The following is a 15,707-nucleotide window of genomic DNA, read 5'->3' on the forward strand; positions in this document are numbered from 1 at the left end:
GGATTCAATACTTTAGCACACACAGTGACGTCTATACCCAAAAAGAGGACTGGATATAGGCGAGAATACGCTGGTTGACCACAACATCTAGGCCTATTCGGTTCCTGCGGTCTCCAAACCAATCAAACGGAACGGGTCCGCCACGCCGCCGATCGACTTTTGCAGCTCGCGTTGACGCTGCGAATCCTGCGCGGCCTGCACGGTCAGCGCGCGACGGGCCTCATCATCGAGCGAACGGTCCTGTCGCAGCTTGGCCTGTGCGGCACGCATGCGGCGTTTGATGGTGTAGAGCTCGAGCGTATCGAGCATAAACACGATGTTCGTCTCGGTGGGGTGCTTGCTCGTCGCCGAGATGCGCCCGGCACTCACAAGCGTTGCCGCATCGGGACACACCGAACGTGCCGCATCCATGCAGGCTGCAGGATCGGTTCCCGGCGGCGTTGCCAGAACGGCCCATGCGATGGACTCGTGACGTGGGTCAACCCACTCGATGGAGCAGATGCGGTCGGCATACGTGCGGAACAGGTCGGGGTAGCTCGTAAGCATCGTCAACAGCTCGCGCTCCCCTGCCAAGGACTTGCGCTCAAGATCGGTAAGAACCATCGGCGCCGCCGCAGCCGGTGCGCCCGAACCGTCAGCCGCAGGCACAGCGCCCATACCATCAGGCACATCGATCGGCGGCGGGTCGTCGACGACCTCCACGGGCGCGGCACCGTAGGCATCGAGCGGGACGTAGTCGTACGGCTCTTCTTCGACCGGCGCGGAAACCGGCGGCGTCACGCCCGATGCCCAAGCGCCGCGACCGGCATCGCGAGAACCCGACGCCCGACTGCCCGTCCCGCCGGACCGCTCAGCCTGCGCCCGCTGGCGTTCATAGTTCTGCTCACGACGGCGTTCCGCATCTTCGCGCTTGGCGACATCGCGAAACACGCGGCCCGAGCTCGCGCGCACGGTCTCCAGATCCAAACCCAGCAGATCGGCAATCTGGATAAAGTACGTATCGATCATATAGCTGTCGCGCAGCGGATAGATAAGCGTCAGCGCATCTTCCAGCGCCTTTGCGCGACCGCCCGGCGTGGTAATATCGCTCGACTCCTGCAGCGAACGGTAAACAAAGTCCATAAGCGGCTCGGCAGCGTCGATGCGCGCCTGCAGCTCCTGTCCACCATGCGCCGTGATGAACTCCATGGGATCGTTGCCGTCGGGCAGCACCACGCAGCGCAGGTCCATCGAATCCTGCTCGATAAACTGAATCGCGCGGCGGGCGGCCTTCTGGCCCGCGGCATCGCCGTCAAACATATATATGATGCGCTTGGCAAAGCGGGTGAGCGTCTTGACGTGATGCTCCGTGAGCGCGGTGCCCAGCGTGGCGACGACGTTTTTAATCCCCGCCTCCCAACAGGCGATGCAGTCTGTATAGCCCTCTACCACGATGGCGGTATCCTGCGCGACGATAAACTCCTTGGCCCAATTAAAGCCGTAGAGGTTTCGCTTTTTATGAAACACGCTCGTCTCGGCGGTGTTGAGGTACTTGGGTTGGCCGTCACCCATGATGCGCCCGCCAAAGGCAATGTTGTGACCCTGCTCGTCAAAGATGGGAAACATCACGCGGTCGTAGAAGCGGTCGGCAAGCTGCCCGCGCCCGCGGCTCACGGCAACATTGGCGTCGATCATCTCCTGCGGGGTAAAACCCGCCTGGGACAGGTGCGACACCAGCGCATTGCGACCCGGCGCAAAGCCCAGGCAGTAGCGGCGGCAGACGTCGCCGCCCATGCCGCGGCTGGCAAAGTACTCGCGCGGACGGCCGTCCTTACCGCGCATAAGCATGGTGTGGTAGAACTGGGCGGTCTCGGCGCACAGATCGTAGATGCGGGCACGTTTGGTACCGCGCTCGCGGCGATCTCCGGTGTCGTGCAGCTCGATACCCGCGCGGTCGGCCAAATAACGGATTGACTCGGGAAAGCTCAGGTTCTCGCGCTTCATGATATAGGTGAAGACGTCTCCACCCTCGCCGCAGCCAAAGCAATGCCACACCTGCGTGGCGGGAATAATGTGGAAGGACGGAGTCTTTTCGCCATGAAAGGGGCAGCATCCCCAAAACTCATGGCCACGGGGCTTGAGCTCAACCGTTTCCTGCACGATGGCGACCAGGTCGGACGCAGCGCGTACCTGGTCTTTTTCCTCATCGCTAATCACGGATGCTCACCCCCTGCTCGCCCAAGTTGTGACGAATATCTTCGATATTACCCTCGACGGTCGCGATCAACTCATCCAGCGAATCGAACACGCGCGACGGGCGCAGCCAGCGCGTAAACGCCAGCGAAACGGAAGCGCCGTACAGGTCGCCCGTATAACCAATTAAATTAGCCTCGAGATGCGCCGAAGCGGCATCGTCGGCATACGTTGGCGGCAGGCCGACGTTCACGGCAGCGGGCCACACGGTGTCATCGACCAGCACCAGGCCCTCATACACGCCATCGGCAGGCACCTGAATGCCATCGGGAACCTGCAGGTTTGCCGTGGGAAAGCCCATGTCAGAACCCTCGTGACGGCCGCGAGTAACACCGCCGCGCACCATATACGGGCGGCCAAGCAACTCAGCAGCCAGCTCCACATGGCCCTGTCCGAGCTCATGACGGATACGGGTGGCGCAAATGGCCTCACCGCCCTCGCAAAGCAGGTCGTGACCGTACACGTCAACGCCGTGCTCGGAACCCCAGGCGCGCATCTCGGCAACACCAGAAGCACCGCCACGACCCAGCCTAAAGTCACTGCCGACGCGAATCGATCGAATGTCGACCAGACGCGACACCAGCGAGAGAAAATCAACATGGTCAAGCGCCGCAACCTCAGGCGTAAAGGGAACGGCCACCACCGCATCGACCCCGGTCTGAGCCAAGGCGTGCAGACGGTCGGCCGTCGTCATCAATTTTTGAGCGGGCGAAGGGCTCACCACAACATCCGGGTCGGGATCGAAGGTAACCACGACCGCCTTACAGCCATGGGCACGGGCATCACGGACAAGCGCCGCAATGAGCTCCTGGTGTCCAAGGTGAACGCCGTCGAACACGCCGATGGCAATCGATGCGGCACCCAAGTGCTCGCACTCATCAAACGCATCAGCAGCAACGATGCGGGCCTCTTCCGACTCGCCGGCGAAAAAGATACGCGCGAGCTCGCGAGCGGCCAGCATCATCGAACACCGCCGATGGCCTGCGGAAACACGTGCTCCATGACAAAGCGGCCACCCTCAATGTGGGCGAGCGCCTTGAGCCCCCCATCGAGCACCAACGCAAACGGCGCCTTCGAGGCATCGAAATCGGCAAGCGCACGCTCAACGGGAATGCGTCGGCCGCAGAGCAGGTCGTCGGCAAGATTGCCCGGCAAGTCAACACGCGTGGCGCCCAGGGCTGCAATGGGATCCAGGGCAAAGCCAGCGGCGGACTCGGGAGAAAGCTCCTCCACCGCATGACAGGCGCCAATGGAAACAACACCGGATGCGGTGCGACGAAGCGCGGAAATATGCGCGGCGCTATCACAAGCACGGCCCAGGTCGCGAGCGAGCGCACGGATATAGGTGCCCTTGCTCACCGAGAACGCCACCGTCCACACACATGTATCACCTTCGCCACCCACGGCGATCAGGTCAGCGGCATAGACCTCGACGGGGCGCGGAGGTAGGTCCACCGCATTACCCGCGCGAGCAGACTTGTAGGCGCGAACGCCATTGACCGAGATAGCCGAAAACGCCGGCGGCACCTGCATCTGCGGACCAAGCATGGCAGCCAAGCGCTCACGGGCATAGGCAGAATCGCGGAGCTCGTTGGCAACAGCTACCGTGCGGACCGCCTCGCCCTCCGCATCATCGGTATTAGTCTCGGCGCCAAACGAGATGTCGGCGACGTAGCTTTTGGTATCGAGGGTTAGCATGCCCAGCAGACGGGTGGCCTGGCCCACGCCCACCACCATGACGCCGGATGCCATGGGGTCGAGCGTACCGGCATGGCCGACGCGCCGCTCATGGAGGGCGCGTCGGCATTGCGAGACCACATCGTGGGACGTGCAGTCCACCGGCTTATCGACGGCGAGCAGCATATTCAATTGAGAAGGCATTCGACGAGCCATGTACCATCCAATTAGTTAGAGCTCGACGGTCACCGAAGCGGGATCCTCCCCCACCAGCTCGGCCAGCATGGGAAGTGCCACGGCGAGCGTCTCGCGAATTGTTCCGTTGTTGGAAAAGCCGGCGGCGGCATGATGCCCGCCACCGCCAAAGTTGGCAGCAATCTCGGACACATCGAGGTCGCCCTTGGAGCGCAGGTTGCCACGCACCTTGGTATCGCCCTCAATGCCCTTTAAGAACATGCAGACCTCGACGCCCATCACCGAACGCACCACGTCAACCAGGCCGTCGCACTCATCCGAGGTGACACCGCAAGCCTCAAGGTCACTCTGGTACGCATAGCTATACGCGACGCGCCCGTGGGCCACCGTCTTAATGCGACCCATAACGATGGACTTGAGGTGCAAAAACTCAACGCGCATGCTCTGGTAGACCTCGAGCGCAACGCGCGCCGGATCGGCACCGTGCGCCACCAGGCGCGAGGCTGCATGGAACGCGGCGGCATCGGCGTTTTGGTACTGAAAACGGCCGGTATCGGTAACCAAGCCACACAGCAGGCAGGTCGCAACGCCATCACGTGCGACAATGCCGCAATTGTCCAAGAAGCGGTCGATGATCATGGCGCAGGCCGCGGCATCGACGCGCCTCAGGCTCAGCTCGGCAAACTCCTCGCGCGCCGGATGATGATCGAAGCACACCACATGCTTGGAGCGACGAAGCACCTCGGCGGAATTATTGAGGCGCTCGACGACCGGCACGTCCACCGAGATGAACAGGTCCGGATTGCCGGTGTACGCAGATGCCGGCACCAGGCGATCGGAGCCTTCCATAAATCGGTAGATGCGCGGAACCGGGTCATCATCTGCCAGCAGCAGCGCAATGTCCTTGTTGGGGAAAAACTTCATGAGCGAAAGGCCCAGACCCAATACGGAGCCCAGGGCATCGCCATCGGGAGAAGTATGTCCCGAAATCGCAATGGAGGACGCACCCTCGATGAGCTCGAGGATGCGTCGCTGAATATCTGCAGACTCGCACGAGGCGAGGTCGGCGGAATTAGTCATCTAAAGCTGCCTCCTGGGCGGCATCCGCTATCGGATAGCCGTCCTCGTCCTTTTCGATCGCAAGCGTGGCGGGAACGTTTTCCAGCGCACGCGTGATGCGCTCGGCCTCATCGGTCGAGCGATCGATGCGAAAATCGAGCTCGGGCGTGACACGCCAATCGAGCGAGCGAGCCAACAGGCTGCGAATACGGCCCTTGGCGCTTGCGAGCGCCTCCATGACCTCGTCGTAGCGGCTCGCATCGCACGACACGTACACACGCGCGAACGAACGGTCCACCGCGACCTCGACCGCGGTCAAAGTAACCAGGTCGAGACGCGGATCGGAAACCTCAAAGAGCAGGATATAACCAAGCTTCTCGCGAAGCTGCTCGCCCAGACGGCGGGTTGCCTGCGTTTGCTTCATAGCGCTACCCCCTACTCGGTACGGGCAACCTGGTCGATGCGGTAACCCTCGATCTGGTCGCCGGGCTTGATGTCCTGGAAGTTCTCCAGGCCAATGCCGCCCTCGGAACCGCTCTTGAGGCTCTTGGCCTCGTCCTTGTAGTGGCGCATCGAGGCGATCTTGCCGTTGAAGACCACGATGCCGTCGCGCACCAGGCGCACGGAATCGGTCGCGGCGATCTCGCCCTCTTCGACGCGGACACCGGCGGCGATACCGACTTTGGGCACCTTGAAGGTGTCCAAGACGGTCGCGGTACCCGTGGCGACCTCGACCTCGGTGGGCTTGAGCATGCCGATACGGGCGGCGTCGAGCTCCTCGAGGCACTTGTAGATGACGTCGTAGCAACGGATCTCGACGCCCTCGCGCTCGGCGGCGGAGCGGGCCTTACCGTCGGGACGGACGCCAAAGCCGATGATGATGGCGTTGGAGGCGTCGGCCAGGACGACGTCGGTCTCGTTGATGGCGCCAACGGCGGAGTGGATCGTGTTGATGCGAACCTCGGACTGATCCATCTTGTCGAGCGAGTCCTGAAGGGCCTCGATAGAGCCCTGGACGTCGGCCTTGATGATCAGGTTGAGCTCCTTGACCTCGGCGTCGGCGATGGTCTCGAAGAGGTTCTCGAGCGTGACGTGCTTGACGCGGCTCTGCTCCTCGATACGGGCCTTGAGCGAACGCTCGTCGGCAAGGGCGCGAGCCTCGCGCTCGTCCTCGAACACGCGGAACTCGTCACCGGCGTTGGGCACGGACTGCAGGCCCAGAATCTCGACGGCGTCGGAGGGACCGGCCTCGGTGACGGCGCGGCCCTTGGGGTCGAGCATGGCACGGACGCGACCGTAGGTAAGGCCGGCGACCAGCGTATCGCCCACGTGCAGGGTACCGCGGGTCACGAGCACGGTAGCAACCGAGCCGCGGCCCTTGTCGAGCTTGGCCTCGAGGACGTTGCCGGAGGCAAAGGTGTCCGGGTTGGCCTTGAGCTCGAGCACGTCGGCCTGGAGCAGCACGGTCTCCAGAAGTTCGTCGATACCGATCTTCTGCTTAGCCGAGATGTTGACGAACATGTTCTGTCCGCCCCACTCCTCGGGGATGACTCCGTACTCGGTGAGCTCCTGACGCACACGGTCGGGGTTGGCGCCCGGCTTATCGATCTTGTTGACGGCGACGACGATGGGTACGCCGGCGGCCTTGGCGTGGTTGATCGACTCGACGGTCTGGGGCATGACGCCGTCGTCGGCAGCCACGATCAAAATGACGATGTCGGTCACCTTGGCGCCACGGGCACGCATAGCCGTAAAGGTGGCGTGGCCCGGGGTATCGATGAAGGTGATCTTGCGGTCGTTGATCATGACCTGCGAAGCGCCGATGGCCTGCGTAATGCCGCCCGCCTCGCCGGCAGCAACGCCGGTGTGACGGATGGCGTCGAGCAGCGACGTCTTGCCGTGGTCGACGTGGCCCATGACGGTGACGACCGGGGCGCGCGGCTTAAGGTCGGCGGGATCGTCATAGAACGAGAAGGTGTTCTCCTCCTCGGGGGTGATGATCTTGATCTGACGACCCAGGTCGTCGGCGACGAGCTCGACGAGGTCGTCGGACATGGACTGCGTCATGGTGAGCGGCGTACCCAGCAGGAACAGGCGCTTGATGATGTCGTTGGCCGGAACGTCGAGCGCCTCGGCAAGCTCCTGGACGGTAACGCCCTGGGAGACCTTGATGGCGTCGAGGTCCTCGGGGTTCACGCCCTGGGCCAGCGCCTCCTCTATCTTGCGCTCCTCCTGAGCCTTGGCAGCCTCGCGCTCGCGCTTCTCCTTGCGCTTCTTGCGGCGACCGGTGGACTCGCGAGAGGCCTCCTCGACGGCGGCACGAGCCTCCTCGAGCACCTTCTCGCGGCTGTACTCCTCGGCCTCGCGAGCCATGCGGCTGTAGTGGTCCTCTTCGTTGTTATGACCGCCCTTGCGCTTCTTGCCCTTGCCCTGCTTGTCGGGGTTGGGGAAGTCCATGCCAGCAGCGACGTTGTTGCTGGCGTTGGTGCGATGGCTGTGCGGACGGCTCTCGGAGGCGTTGCGCTCGGAGTTGTTGTCGGAGGCGTTGCGATCGTTACGACGGCCACCGCGGCGGTCGTTGTTGCCGCCACGACGGTTACCGCGCTCGGCGGCGCGCTCGGCCTTGGCCTTGTCCTCGGCGTCTTTCTTCTCCTTGAGCACGGTCTCCTGTGCGGCGATCTGGTCGAGCAGCGAACGGAAGCGCGAACCGGAGTCGGAAGCGGGAACGGCGCGGCGCTGGGCCTCGCGGGCAGCCTCCTCCTTCTCGCGGGCAAGGCGCTCCTGCTCGGCCTTCTTCTTGGCCTCGGCCTCGGCGCGGGCAGCCTCCTCGGCAGCCTGGGCTGCGGCAAACTGGCGGCGCTCCTCCTCGCGGGCCTTCTCGGCGGCGATGCGCTCGCGCTCGGCCTCAGCGGCGCGGGCGGCCTCCTCGGCGGCAGCTGCCTGCTCCTCGGCCTGCTTGGCGGCCTCGACTTCCTGAGCGCGGGCCTCGATCACCGAGGCGAGCTGCTTGCGGACCATGGCGACATAGGCGTCCTCCAAGGTGGAGGAAGCGGACTTAGCGGGAATCTTCATATCGGCGAGATGACCCATCAGTTCCTTGGAGGTCATGCCGAACTCTTTGGCCAGGGTGGACACACGGACTTTTGCCATATGACTTCACCTACCCTTTCTGGCACCTTGGGTGCCTAGAGACTGAACGAGCGTGGGAGACGCGCCGGGACCCGCCCGGCGCGACCGCGCGCTAGATCAGGTCCTCCGCATCATCGAAGGCGTCGGTGTCATGGACACCGCAGAAACGGGAGCCGGGACGAGCCTGGTTGCGGCACTGGATGCCGTCCTCGGACACGTACTCGCAGCGGCGGACGTCCTCGTCCTCCTCGTCACCGATCAGGTCGGCGGCGGGCTCCTCGTGAACGGGAACGTTCTTGAGGATGTCGGCGGCAAGCGTCTCGGACTTGATGTCGATGTGCCAGCCGGTCAGGCGCGCGGCGAGGCGGGCGTTCTGGCCCTCCTTGCCGATGGCGAGGGACAGCTGGTCGTCGGGCACGATGACGCCGGCGTAGGCCTTCTCCTCGTCGATGAGGACGCGGGTGACCTTAGCGGGCGACAGGGCGTTGGCGACATAGACGGCAGGATCGGCATCCCACAGGATGACGTCGACGCGCTCGCCACGGAGCTCGCCCACGACAGCGCGAACACGGCTGCCCTTGGGGCCGACGCAGGCGCCCACGGGATCCAGACGATCGTCAAGCGAGTGGACGGCGACCTTGGAGCGCTGGCCGGGCTCGCGGGCGATCGACTTGATCTGGACGGTGCCCTCATAGATCTCGGGCACCTCCTGCTCAAACAGACGACGCATGAGCTCGGGGTGGGTACGGGAGATGACAATCGGCGGACGGCTGTGCTCGCCGCGAACCGGCTGCAGGTTGGAGTTGGGGTCGCGAACGTCGATGATCACGGCCTTGATGTGCTGGTTGTGCAGGTAGCGCTCGCCCATCGGACGCTCGTTGCGCTCGTTCTCGTAACGACGCTGGTCGAAGTGCGGAAGCTCGGCCTCGACGCCCTCGCGGATCTTGACGATCGTGAAGTCGGGCGTGGACTGCAGCACGGTACCGCTGATGAGGTCGCCGATGCGGCCGGAGAACTCCTCGTAGATCTGCTCGCGGGCGGAGTTGCGCACGATGGCGTTGATCTCGGCCTTAGCGTGCTGGGCAGCAATGCGGCTCGTGTTCTTGGGGGTGACGTCGATCTCCTCGAACTCGGTGAAGTTGCCCTCCTCGTCCATGGAATCGTCGATCGGCTCCAGGCGGTAGACGTAGATCTTGCCGGTGGTGCGGTCGATGGTCACCTTGGCGCCCCACTCAAGATGCAGGATCTCGGCATAGCTCTTGGCGAGCGACTGCTCCAGGCGGTCGATCAGGTAGAGCTGGTCGATGTGCTTCTCCTGGCAAAGCTCCATCAGGGCGGACATCATGTCGGATGCTGCCATCTTACTTTCCTTCCTTCGCGGGCTTGAAGTCGTAGGTGGGCTTCAACTTGCACTTTTTAACATCAGAGAAATCGAGGGTAACGGACTCGCCGTCCTCGAGCTCGAGGGTCACGCTCGCCTCGGTGGCGGCGGCAATCTTGCCGGCGTACTTGCGACGGCCCTCGGTGGCGGTGGAGGTGAGCTCGCAGTTCTCGCCCACAAAGCGGGCAAAGTCACTCGGGCGGCGCAGCGGGCGCGCCATCCCCGGGCTCGACACCTCGAGCGTATAGCTCGAAGAGATGGGGTCGAGCTCCTCAATCACATCGCCGACCCACTTGGTGTTGGCCGTGACGTCGTTGAGCGACAGGCTCTGACCCTCGGCACCCTCGATACGCACGCGCACGCAGGGGGCCTTGGTGGCACCCACGAGCTCGACGTCGACGATGTCGATATCGTGCTGGGGAGCGACGGCCTCGAGCGCGTCGATGATCGCCTGCTCGGTCTTGGTCTTGACCATTGCGGCACCTCCATCCATACAAAAAAGAAGCGGGGCCGAAACCCCACTTCTTTCAATTACAACTTCATTTGCAAGCAAACTATACCAATAGCTGCGGAAACGTGCAAGCACAGTACGAATCTGCAGGTCAGCGTGCGCACAGCTTCTCCACAAGAATAGGACAATTGGACTAAAGACTCCATGAGGCAAGCGTCCGAGGGTCCAAGAACGGGCCATGCGTCCCAATCCACAGGCCCGTTCGGACCCCAAGGGCATTCCTCCCCGAGCCCCTATCGATCAGACTTACGTTAAGGGGCATTCTGCAACAAGCCAGCCAGCAAGTCGCGCAACGACGAACCTTTCGAGATCCTTTACGGTAAGGAGGCACCCATGAAACGCCTAGGCACCCTCTGCATGACTGGGCTCGCCATCGCAACGTGCTCGTTGACCCTCGTGGGCTGTGGCAAAACGAACAGCAAAACCGGAACATGCGAACCGGATCCTGGCAGCACCAAAGCCATCGAGAAAACCGAACCCCCGGTGAGCTTCGACAAAATAGACGAGGACATCGTCGATCCCCAGAGCTTGGGTCCCGATTCCCAGGAACAGTTCCCCATCGACCTTGAGGCAGACGAGAACGTCCATGTTACCTGCGTGGGCAACGACACCGACGGCTACGGGGACGCCGCGCTCGTCTTTACGGTGTCCAACAACACCGGTGTCGACATGATGTTTGGCGATGTGGACTCCTGTGCCTACGTCAACGGCGTGGTCCGCGATGTGCACATGCGCCAGCAGGTCGGGGCGGGCGAGGAAACGCGCGCCATGCTCACCTTTGTGGGCACCTACGACGACCCGGACTTTGATGTGAACAACGACCTCAACGACATCTACCTCAACATCTGGATGTTCGAAGAGGCAACGGGCAACGTTTACTTTAGGGACCTGGTACACATCCCATAGAAAACGTTGCGACGCAATGACTAAGCAGGGCATACAACACAAAACGAGGGACGACCCAACCGGATCGCCCCTCGTCTTTTATGCGTCAGTTAAGCGCGCAGTGCCTACTTGACCACCAGGTTGACCAACTTGCCGGGCACGCAGATGGCCTTGACGACCGTCTTGCCCTCGAGCCACTTGGCGACGGCGGCCTCGGCGGCAGCCTGCATATCCTCATTGGAGGCATCGCGGGCAACGTCGACGCGGCCGCGGACTTTGCCGAGCACCTGGACCACGATCTGCACCGTGTCCTCAACGGACTCGGCCAGGTCGAACTCGGGCCAGGCGGCGGTGTAGGCGTTGCCCTCGCAGCCGAGTGCCTCGTGCCACAGCTCGTCGGCCCAGAACGGGCAGATGGGGGCAAGGACGCTCACGATATCCTTAGCCACGCCGTAGCACAGCGCCTTGTCGCGGGCGGTACCCTCGGTGGCGTTGAGGTAAGCGCTCGCCGCGTTGACGAGCTCCATGACGGCCGAGATGGCGGTGTTGAACTGGCCGCGATCGAAGTCCTCGGTGCACTTGGCGATGGTGCGGTGACGCTCGCGATAGAGCTTCATCGCAACCTCGTCGAGCGCGGACTTGTCGAAGGTCACGTTGGCGTCGCCGGACTGGACGAGCTGCCAAACGATACGCCAGGCGCGCTTGATGAAGCGGTTGGCGCCCTCAACGGCCTTGGGATCCCAGTCGAAGTCCTTCTCGGGCGGGGCGATAAACAGGATCGCCAGACGCATGGTGTCGGCGCCGTAGGGCTCGATGACCGAGCTCGGAGGCACGACATTGCCCTTGGACTTGGACATGGTGTCGCCGTTCTCGTCCTTGACCATGCCCTGGCACAGCAGGTTGGTGAAGGGCTCGTCCACACTCAGCAGGCCCAGGTCGCGCAGCGCCTTGGTAAAGAAGCGGCTGTAGAGCAGGTGCAGAATGGCGTGCTCGATGCCGCCGATGTAGTTATCGACGGGCATCCAACGGTCGGCGGCCTTGCGGGAGAAGGGCAGCTCGGTGTTGTGCGGATCGGTATAGCGAAGGTAATACCAGCTGGAGCAGGTAAAGGTGTCCATGGTATCGGTCTCGCGTTTGGCCGGGCGACCGCAGACCGGGCAGGTGGTCTCGTAGAACTCCTTGCACTCGGCGAGGGTTTCGCCGGCGCCCAGGTCAAGGTTCTCGGGCAGCGTCACCGGCAGCTGGTCCTCGGGCACGGGCACAATGCCGCAGTGCTCGCAATGGATAGCCGGGATGGGGTTGCCCCAATAGCGCTGGCGGGAAATGAGCCAGTCGCGCAGGCGGAACTCGACCTTGCGACGACCGCAGCCCATGGCCTCGAGGTCGGCCACGATGGCAGCCTCGCCCTCGGAGTGCTTACCGCCGCGCATGCCGGTGTACTTGCCGGACTGGACGAGCGTGCCCTCGGCAGCGTGGGCGCAATCCCAGTCGACAGTCTCGGCATGGAAGGTATCGATGGTCTCGCCGCTGGCCTCGACGGCAGCGCGATCGTCATCGTCCAGGATGATCGGCACGATCGGCAGGTCGTACTTACGGGCAAACTCAAAGTCGCGCTGGTCGCCACAGGGAACGGCCATGACGGCACCGGTACCGTAGTCGGCAACGACATAATCGGCAACCCACACGGGGACCTTCTCGCCGTTGACGGGGTTTACCACATAGCGGCCCGTGAAGGCACCGCGCTTCTCGAGGGTGCCCTGGGCACGCTCGACGGCAGAGATATGCTTGGAGTCCTCGACGATCTTGGTGACGGCCTCCTCGTACTCCGTGCCCTCGACGAGCTCGTGCAGACCGGCGTACTCGGGAGCCAGGACAAAGAAGGAGACGCCAAAGAGCGTATCGGCACGCGTGGTAAAGACGGTGATCTTGCCCTCGTCGCCCTCGATGGGCTCGCCATCCTTGTCGCACAGGGTAAAGTCGACCTCGGCGCCCTCGGAGCGACCGATCCAGTTGGCCTGCATCTGCTTGACGCGCTCGGGCCAGCCGGGGAGCTTCTCCAAGTCATCGAGCAGCTCCTGAGAGTACTCGGTGATCTTGTAGTACCACTGCTCAAGGTCGCGCTTCTCGGGCTCGGTGCCGCAGCGCCAGCACTTGCCCTCGGTGACCTGCTCGTTGGCCAGAACGGTCTTGCAGGTGGGGCACCAGTTGACCGGGTTCTTCTTGCGATAGACCAGGCCCTTTTCCCACAGCTTCTCAAAGATCCACTGACCCCAGCGGTAGTAGTCGGGGCTGCAGGTCTTGACCATGCGATCCAGATCGTAGGAGAAGCCCATGCGCTTCATCGTGGCGAGCGCCTGGTCCATGTTCTTATACGTCCAGGCGGCAGCCTGCGTGTTGTGCTTGATGGCGGCATTCTCGGCAGGCAGGCCAAAGGCGTCAAAGCCGATGGGGTGCAGCACGTCGTAGCCGCGCATGCGGGCCTGACGGGCCATGGCATCGCCGATGGTATAGTTGCGTGCGTGGCCCATATGCAGGTCGCCCGACGGATACGGGAACATCTCGAGCACGTACTTCTTGGGCTTGCTGTCGTCGGTGTCGACGGCAAAGAGGTTGGAGTCCTCCCAGGCCTTCATCCACCTGGACTCAATGGCCTGCGCGTCGTAGGCAGGAATCTCGTCCTTATGATCTGTGCAATCGCACATATCAGCTCCTTTGTTAGCTGGGTTGGGGCGGGGCGTTCTTACCTTTACTCGCTGCTGCGGACAGTCCTGCTCGCACGAAGAGCACATTAAGTGCTCTTCGGCTCGTGCGGAACTTGCAGCGAGCAAAGGTAAGAACGCCCCGCCACATCGTTAACTCGCATGATGATAGCAAATACGACAAGCGAGATGCCTGCGACTTGCATGCATCTCGCTTTATCTAAATAACGTGGTTGATACTCAACCTTTATGTTCAGCTCTTATCCTATCGATAAGACACAGACTGCTGCGAATCCTTGACCACAACATCGTGGGCGCCGCCTTCGACGATGGAAGTAGAGCTGACAAGCGTTAGGCGTGCCTTTTCCTGGAGCTCGGGGATCGAGAGGGCGCCGCAGTTGCACATCGTGGACTTGACCTTGTAGAGCGTGCCGCCCACGCCGTCCTTGAGGGAACCGGCGTAGGGAACGTAGGAGTCGACGCCCTCGACGAAGCTGAGCTTCGCGGCGCCGCCCAGGTCGTAGCGCTGCCAGTTGCGGGCACGCGCAGAACCCTCGCCCCAGTACTCCTTCATGTACTGGCCGTTCACGTTGACGCGCTCGGTCGGGCTCTCGTCAAAGCGAGCGAAGTAGCGGCCCAGCATCATAAAGTCGGCGCCCATGGCAAGGGCGAGCGTCATGTGGTAGTCGTAGACGATGCCGCCGTCGGAGCACACGGGCACGTAGACGCCGGTCTCCTCGTAGTACTCGTCGCGGGCGCGGCAGACGTCGATCAGCGCGGTGGCCTGGCCACGACCGATGCCCTTGGTCTCGCGGGTAATGCAGATGGAGCCGCCGCCGATACCGACCTTGATGAAGTCGGCACCGCAGTCTGCCAGGAAGCGGAAGCCCTCGGCGTCGACGACGTTACCGGCACCGACCTTGACGTCCTCGCCGTAGTTGGCGCGAATCCACTCAATGGTGCGCTTCTGCCACTCGCTGAAGCCCTCGGAAGAGTCGATGCACAGGACATCGGCGCCGGCCTCGATGAGCAGCGGCACGCGCTCGGCATAGTCGCGGGTGTTGATACCGGCGCCGACCATGTAGCGCTTGTCGCCGTCGAGCAGCTCGTTGGGGTTGGTCTTGTGGCTGTCGTAGTCCTTGCGGAAGACGATGCCCATCAGGTGATCGTAGTCGTCGACGATGGGCAGGGCGTTGAGCTTGTTGTCCCAGATGACGTCGTTGGCAACCTTGAGGCTGATGTTCTTGTCGCCCACGATGAGCTGCTCACGCGGGGTCATGAACTCGGAGACCTTCGTCTGGTGGTCATCGCGGCTGGGGCGATAGTCGCGGCTGGTGACGATGCCCAGGAGCTTACCCTTGGGAGTGCCGTCGTCGGTGACCGGCATGGTGGAGTGACCGGTCTTCTCCTTGAGCTCGATGACCTGCTCCATGGTCATGTCGGGGGTCAACGTGGAATCGGACTGAACGAAACCGGCCTTGTGATCCTTGACGGCCTTGACCATAGCGGCCTCGGACTCGGCGCTCTGGGAACCGTAAATAAAGGACAGGCCACCCTCGGTAGCGAGCGCGACACCCATGTCGACGCCCGAGACGGACTGCATGATGGCGGAAACCATGGGGATGTTCAGGGTGATTGCCGGCTTCTCACCGCGCTTAAAGCGGGTTAGCGGCGTCTTAAGAGAGACGTTGTTGGGGATGCACTGCGAGGACGAGTAACCAGGGACCAGCAGATACTCCGAAAACGTGTGGGACTCACCGGGAAAGAACGTAGCCATGTTTCTCCTTTTTCCATGCGACCGGTCGGCTGCAGGCCTCGTAGGACCCAGCCCAACCTTGGGCGCCCAATACTGGGGAAGTATCTTAACGCACTTTGACTGCTACAATGCATGATTTAAGAAGAGCACACGAGGGTTTGACGCAGGCTTTGCGTTTGCCCA

11 protein-coding genes are annotated in these 15,707 nt (G+C 62.6%); 1 reads left to right on the forward strand and 10 read right to left on the reverse strand.

From position 1 onward, the window contains the following. Positions 1–93: 93 nt before the first annotated feature. The 8 genes from dnaG to rimP form a co-directional block, all read right to left on the reverse strand. A complete protein-coding gene (gene dnaG, locus AAAX59_RS03340; RefSeq protein WP_349070557.1) occupies positions 94–2,196 on the reverse strand; it encodes a DNA primase in 2,103 nt (700 codons plus the stop codon). Next, complete coding sequence (gene ribF, locus AAAX59_RS03345; protein WP_349070559.1) at positions 2,189–3,196, reverse strand: riboflavin biosynthesis protein RibF; 1,008 nt, start codon at positions 3,194–3,196, stop codon at positions 2,189–2,191. Before ribF ends, dnaG begins: the two co-directional genes overlap by 8 nt. Next, positions 3,193–4,113, reverse strand: a complete 921-nt coding sequence (gene truB, locus AAAX59_RS03350) for a tRNA pseudouridine(55) synthase TruB (RefSeq protein ID WP_349070562.1) — start codon at positions 4,111–4,113, stop codon at positions 3,193–3,195. Before truB ends, ribF begins: the two co-directional genes overlap by 4 nt. A gap of 27 nt (positions 4,114–4,140) precedes the next feature. After that, on the reverse strand, positions 4,141–5,184 hold the full coding sequence (locus AAAX59_RS03355; RefSeq protein ID WP_195919396.1) for a DHH family phosphoesterase: 1,044 nt from the start codon (positions 5,182–5,184) through the stop codon (positions 4,141–4,143). Continuing rightward, positions 5,177–5,587, reverse strand: coding sequence for a 30S ribosome-binding factor RbfA (gene rbfA, locus AAAX59_RS03360; protein WP_006234038.1), 411 nt, complete (start codon positions 5,585–5,587; stop codon positions 5,177–5,179). The genes AAAX59_RS03355 and rbfA overlap by 8 nt, the downstream gene beginning before the upstream one ends. Before the next feature lie 11 nt (positions 5,588–5,598). Further along, on the reverse strand, positions 5,599–8,313 hold the full coding sequence (gene infB / locus AAAX59_RS03365; protein WP_035138110.1) for a translation initiation factor IF-2: 2,715 nt from the start codon (positions 8,311–8,313) through the stop codon (positions 5,599–5,601). 91 nt (positions 8,314–8,404) lie between these two features. Beyond that, positions 8,405–9,652: a transcription termination factor NusA gene (gene nusA, locus AAAX59_RS03370; RefSeq protein WP_006234042.1), complete on the reverse strand. Its 1,248-nt coding sequence runs from the start codon at positions 9,650–9,652 to the stop codon at positions 8,405–8,407. A 1-nt stretch (position 9,653) separates the two neighbouring features. After that, a complete protein-coding gene (gene rimP / locus AAAX59_RS03375) occupies positions 9,654–10,148 on the reverse strand; it encodes a ribosome maturation factor RimP (protein ID WP_349070563.1) in 495 nt (164 codons plus the stop codon). Between the two features lie 369 nt (positions 10,149–10,517). Here rimP and AAAX59_RS03380 point away from each other — a divergent pair, with 369 nt between their 5' ends. After that, positions 10,518–11,090, forward strand: coding sequence for a hypothetical protein (locus tag AAAX59_RS03380; RefSeq protein ID WP_349070565.1), 573 nt, complete (start codon positions 10,518–10,520; stop codon positions 11,088–11,090). Positions 11,091–11,194: 104 nt separating this feature from the next. On the opposite strand, the gene leuS is transcribed toward AAAX59_RS03380, so the two are convergent. Next, positions 11,195–13,771: a leucine--tRNA ligase gene (leuS, locus tag AAAX59_RS03385; protein ID WP_349070567.1), complete on the reverse strand. Its 2,577-nt coding sequence runs from the start codon at positions 13,769–13,771 to the stop codon at positions 11,195–11,197. 262 nt (positions 13,772–14,033) lie between these two features. Continuing rightward, complete coding sequence (locus AAAX59_RS03390) at positions 14,034–15,545, reverse strand: IMP dehydrogenase (RefSeq protein WP_035138103.1); 1,512 nt, start codon at positions 15,543–15,545, stop codon at positions 14,034–14,036. Between the last annotated feature and the right edge of the window lie 162 nt (positions 15,546–15,707).

This window comes from Collinsella sp. CLA-ER-H2 (genome assembly GCF_040092405.1).
Lineage (GTDB): Bacteria > Actinomycetota > Coriobacteriia > Coriobacteriales > Coriobacteriaceae > Collinsella.

What these genes read in the sequence shown, in the direction of transcription:
- infB (WP_035138110.1), bottom strand. Translation starts at nt 8,313, where the DNA reads ATGGCAAAAGTCCGTGTGTCCACCCTGGCCAAAGAGTTCGGCATGACC.
- leuS (WP_349070567.1), bottom strand. Translation starts at nt 13,771, where the DNA reads ATGTGCGATTGCACAGATCATAAGGACGAGATTCCTGCCTACGACGCG.
- truB (WP_349070562.1), bottom strand. Translation starts at nt 4,113, where the DNA reads ATGCCTTCTCAATTGAATATGCTGCTCGCCGTCGATAAGCCGGTGGAC.
- AAAX59_RS03380 (WP_349070565.1), top strand. Translation starts at nt 10,518, where the DNA reads ATGAAACGCCTAGGCACCCTCTGCATGACTGGGCTCGCCATCGCAACG.
- ribF (WP_349070559.1), bottom strand. Translation starts at nt 3,196, where the DNA reads ATGATGCTGGCCGCTCGCGAGCTCGCGCGTATCTTTTTCGCCGGCGAG.
- AAAX59_RS03355 (WP_195919396.1), bottom strand. Translation starts at nt 5,184, where the DNA reads ATGACTAATTCCGCCGACCTCGCCTCGTGCGAGTCTGCAGATATTCAG.
- rimP (WP_349070563.1), bottom strand. Translation starts at nt 10,148, where the DNA reads ATGGTCAAGACCAAGACCGAGCAGGCGATCATCGACGCGCTCGAGGCC.
- nusA (WP_006234042.1), bottom strand. Translation starts at nt 9,652, where the DNA reads ATGGCAGCATCCGACATGATGTCCGCCCTGATGGAGCTTTGCCAGGAG.
- rbfA (WP_006234038.1), bottom strand. Translation starts at nt 5,587, where the DNA reads ATGAAGCAAACGCAGGCAACCCGCCGTCTGGGCGAGCAGCTTCGCGAG.
- AAAX59_RS03390 (WP_035138103.1), bottom strand. Translation starts at nt 15,545, where the DNA reads ATGGCTACGTTCTTTCCCGGTGAGTCCCACACGTTTTCGGAGTATCTG.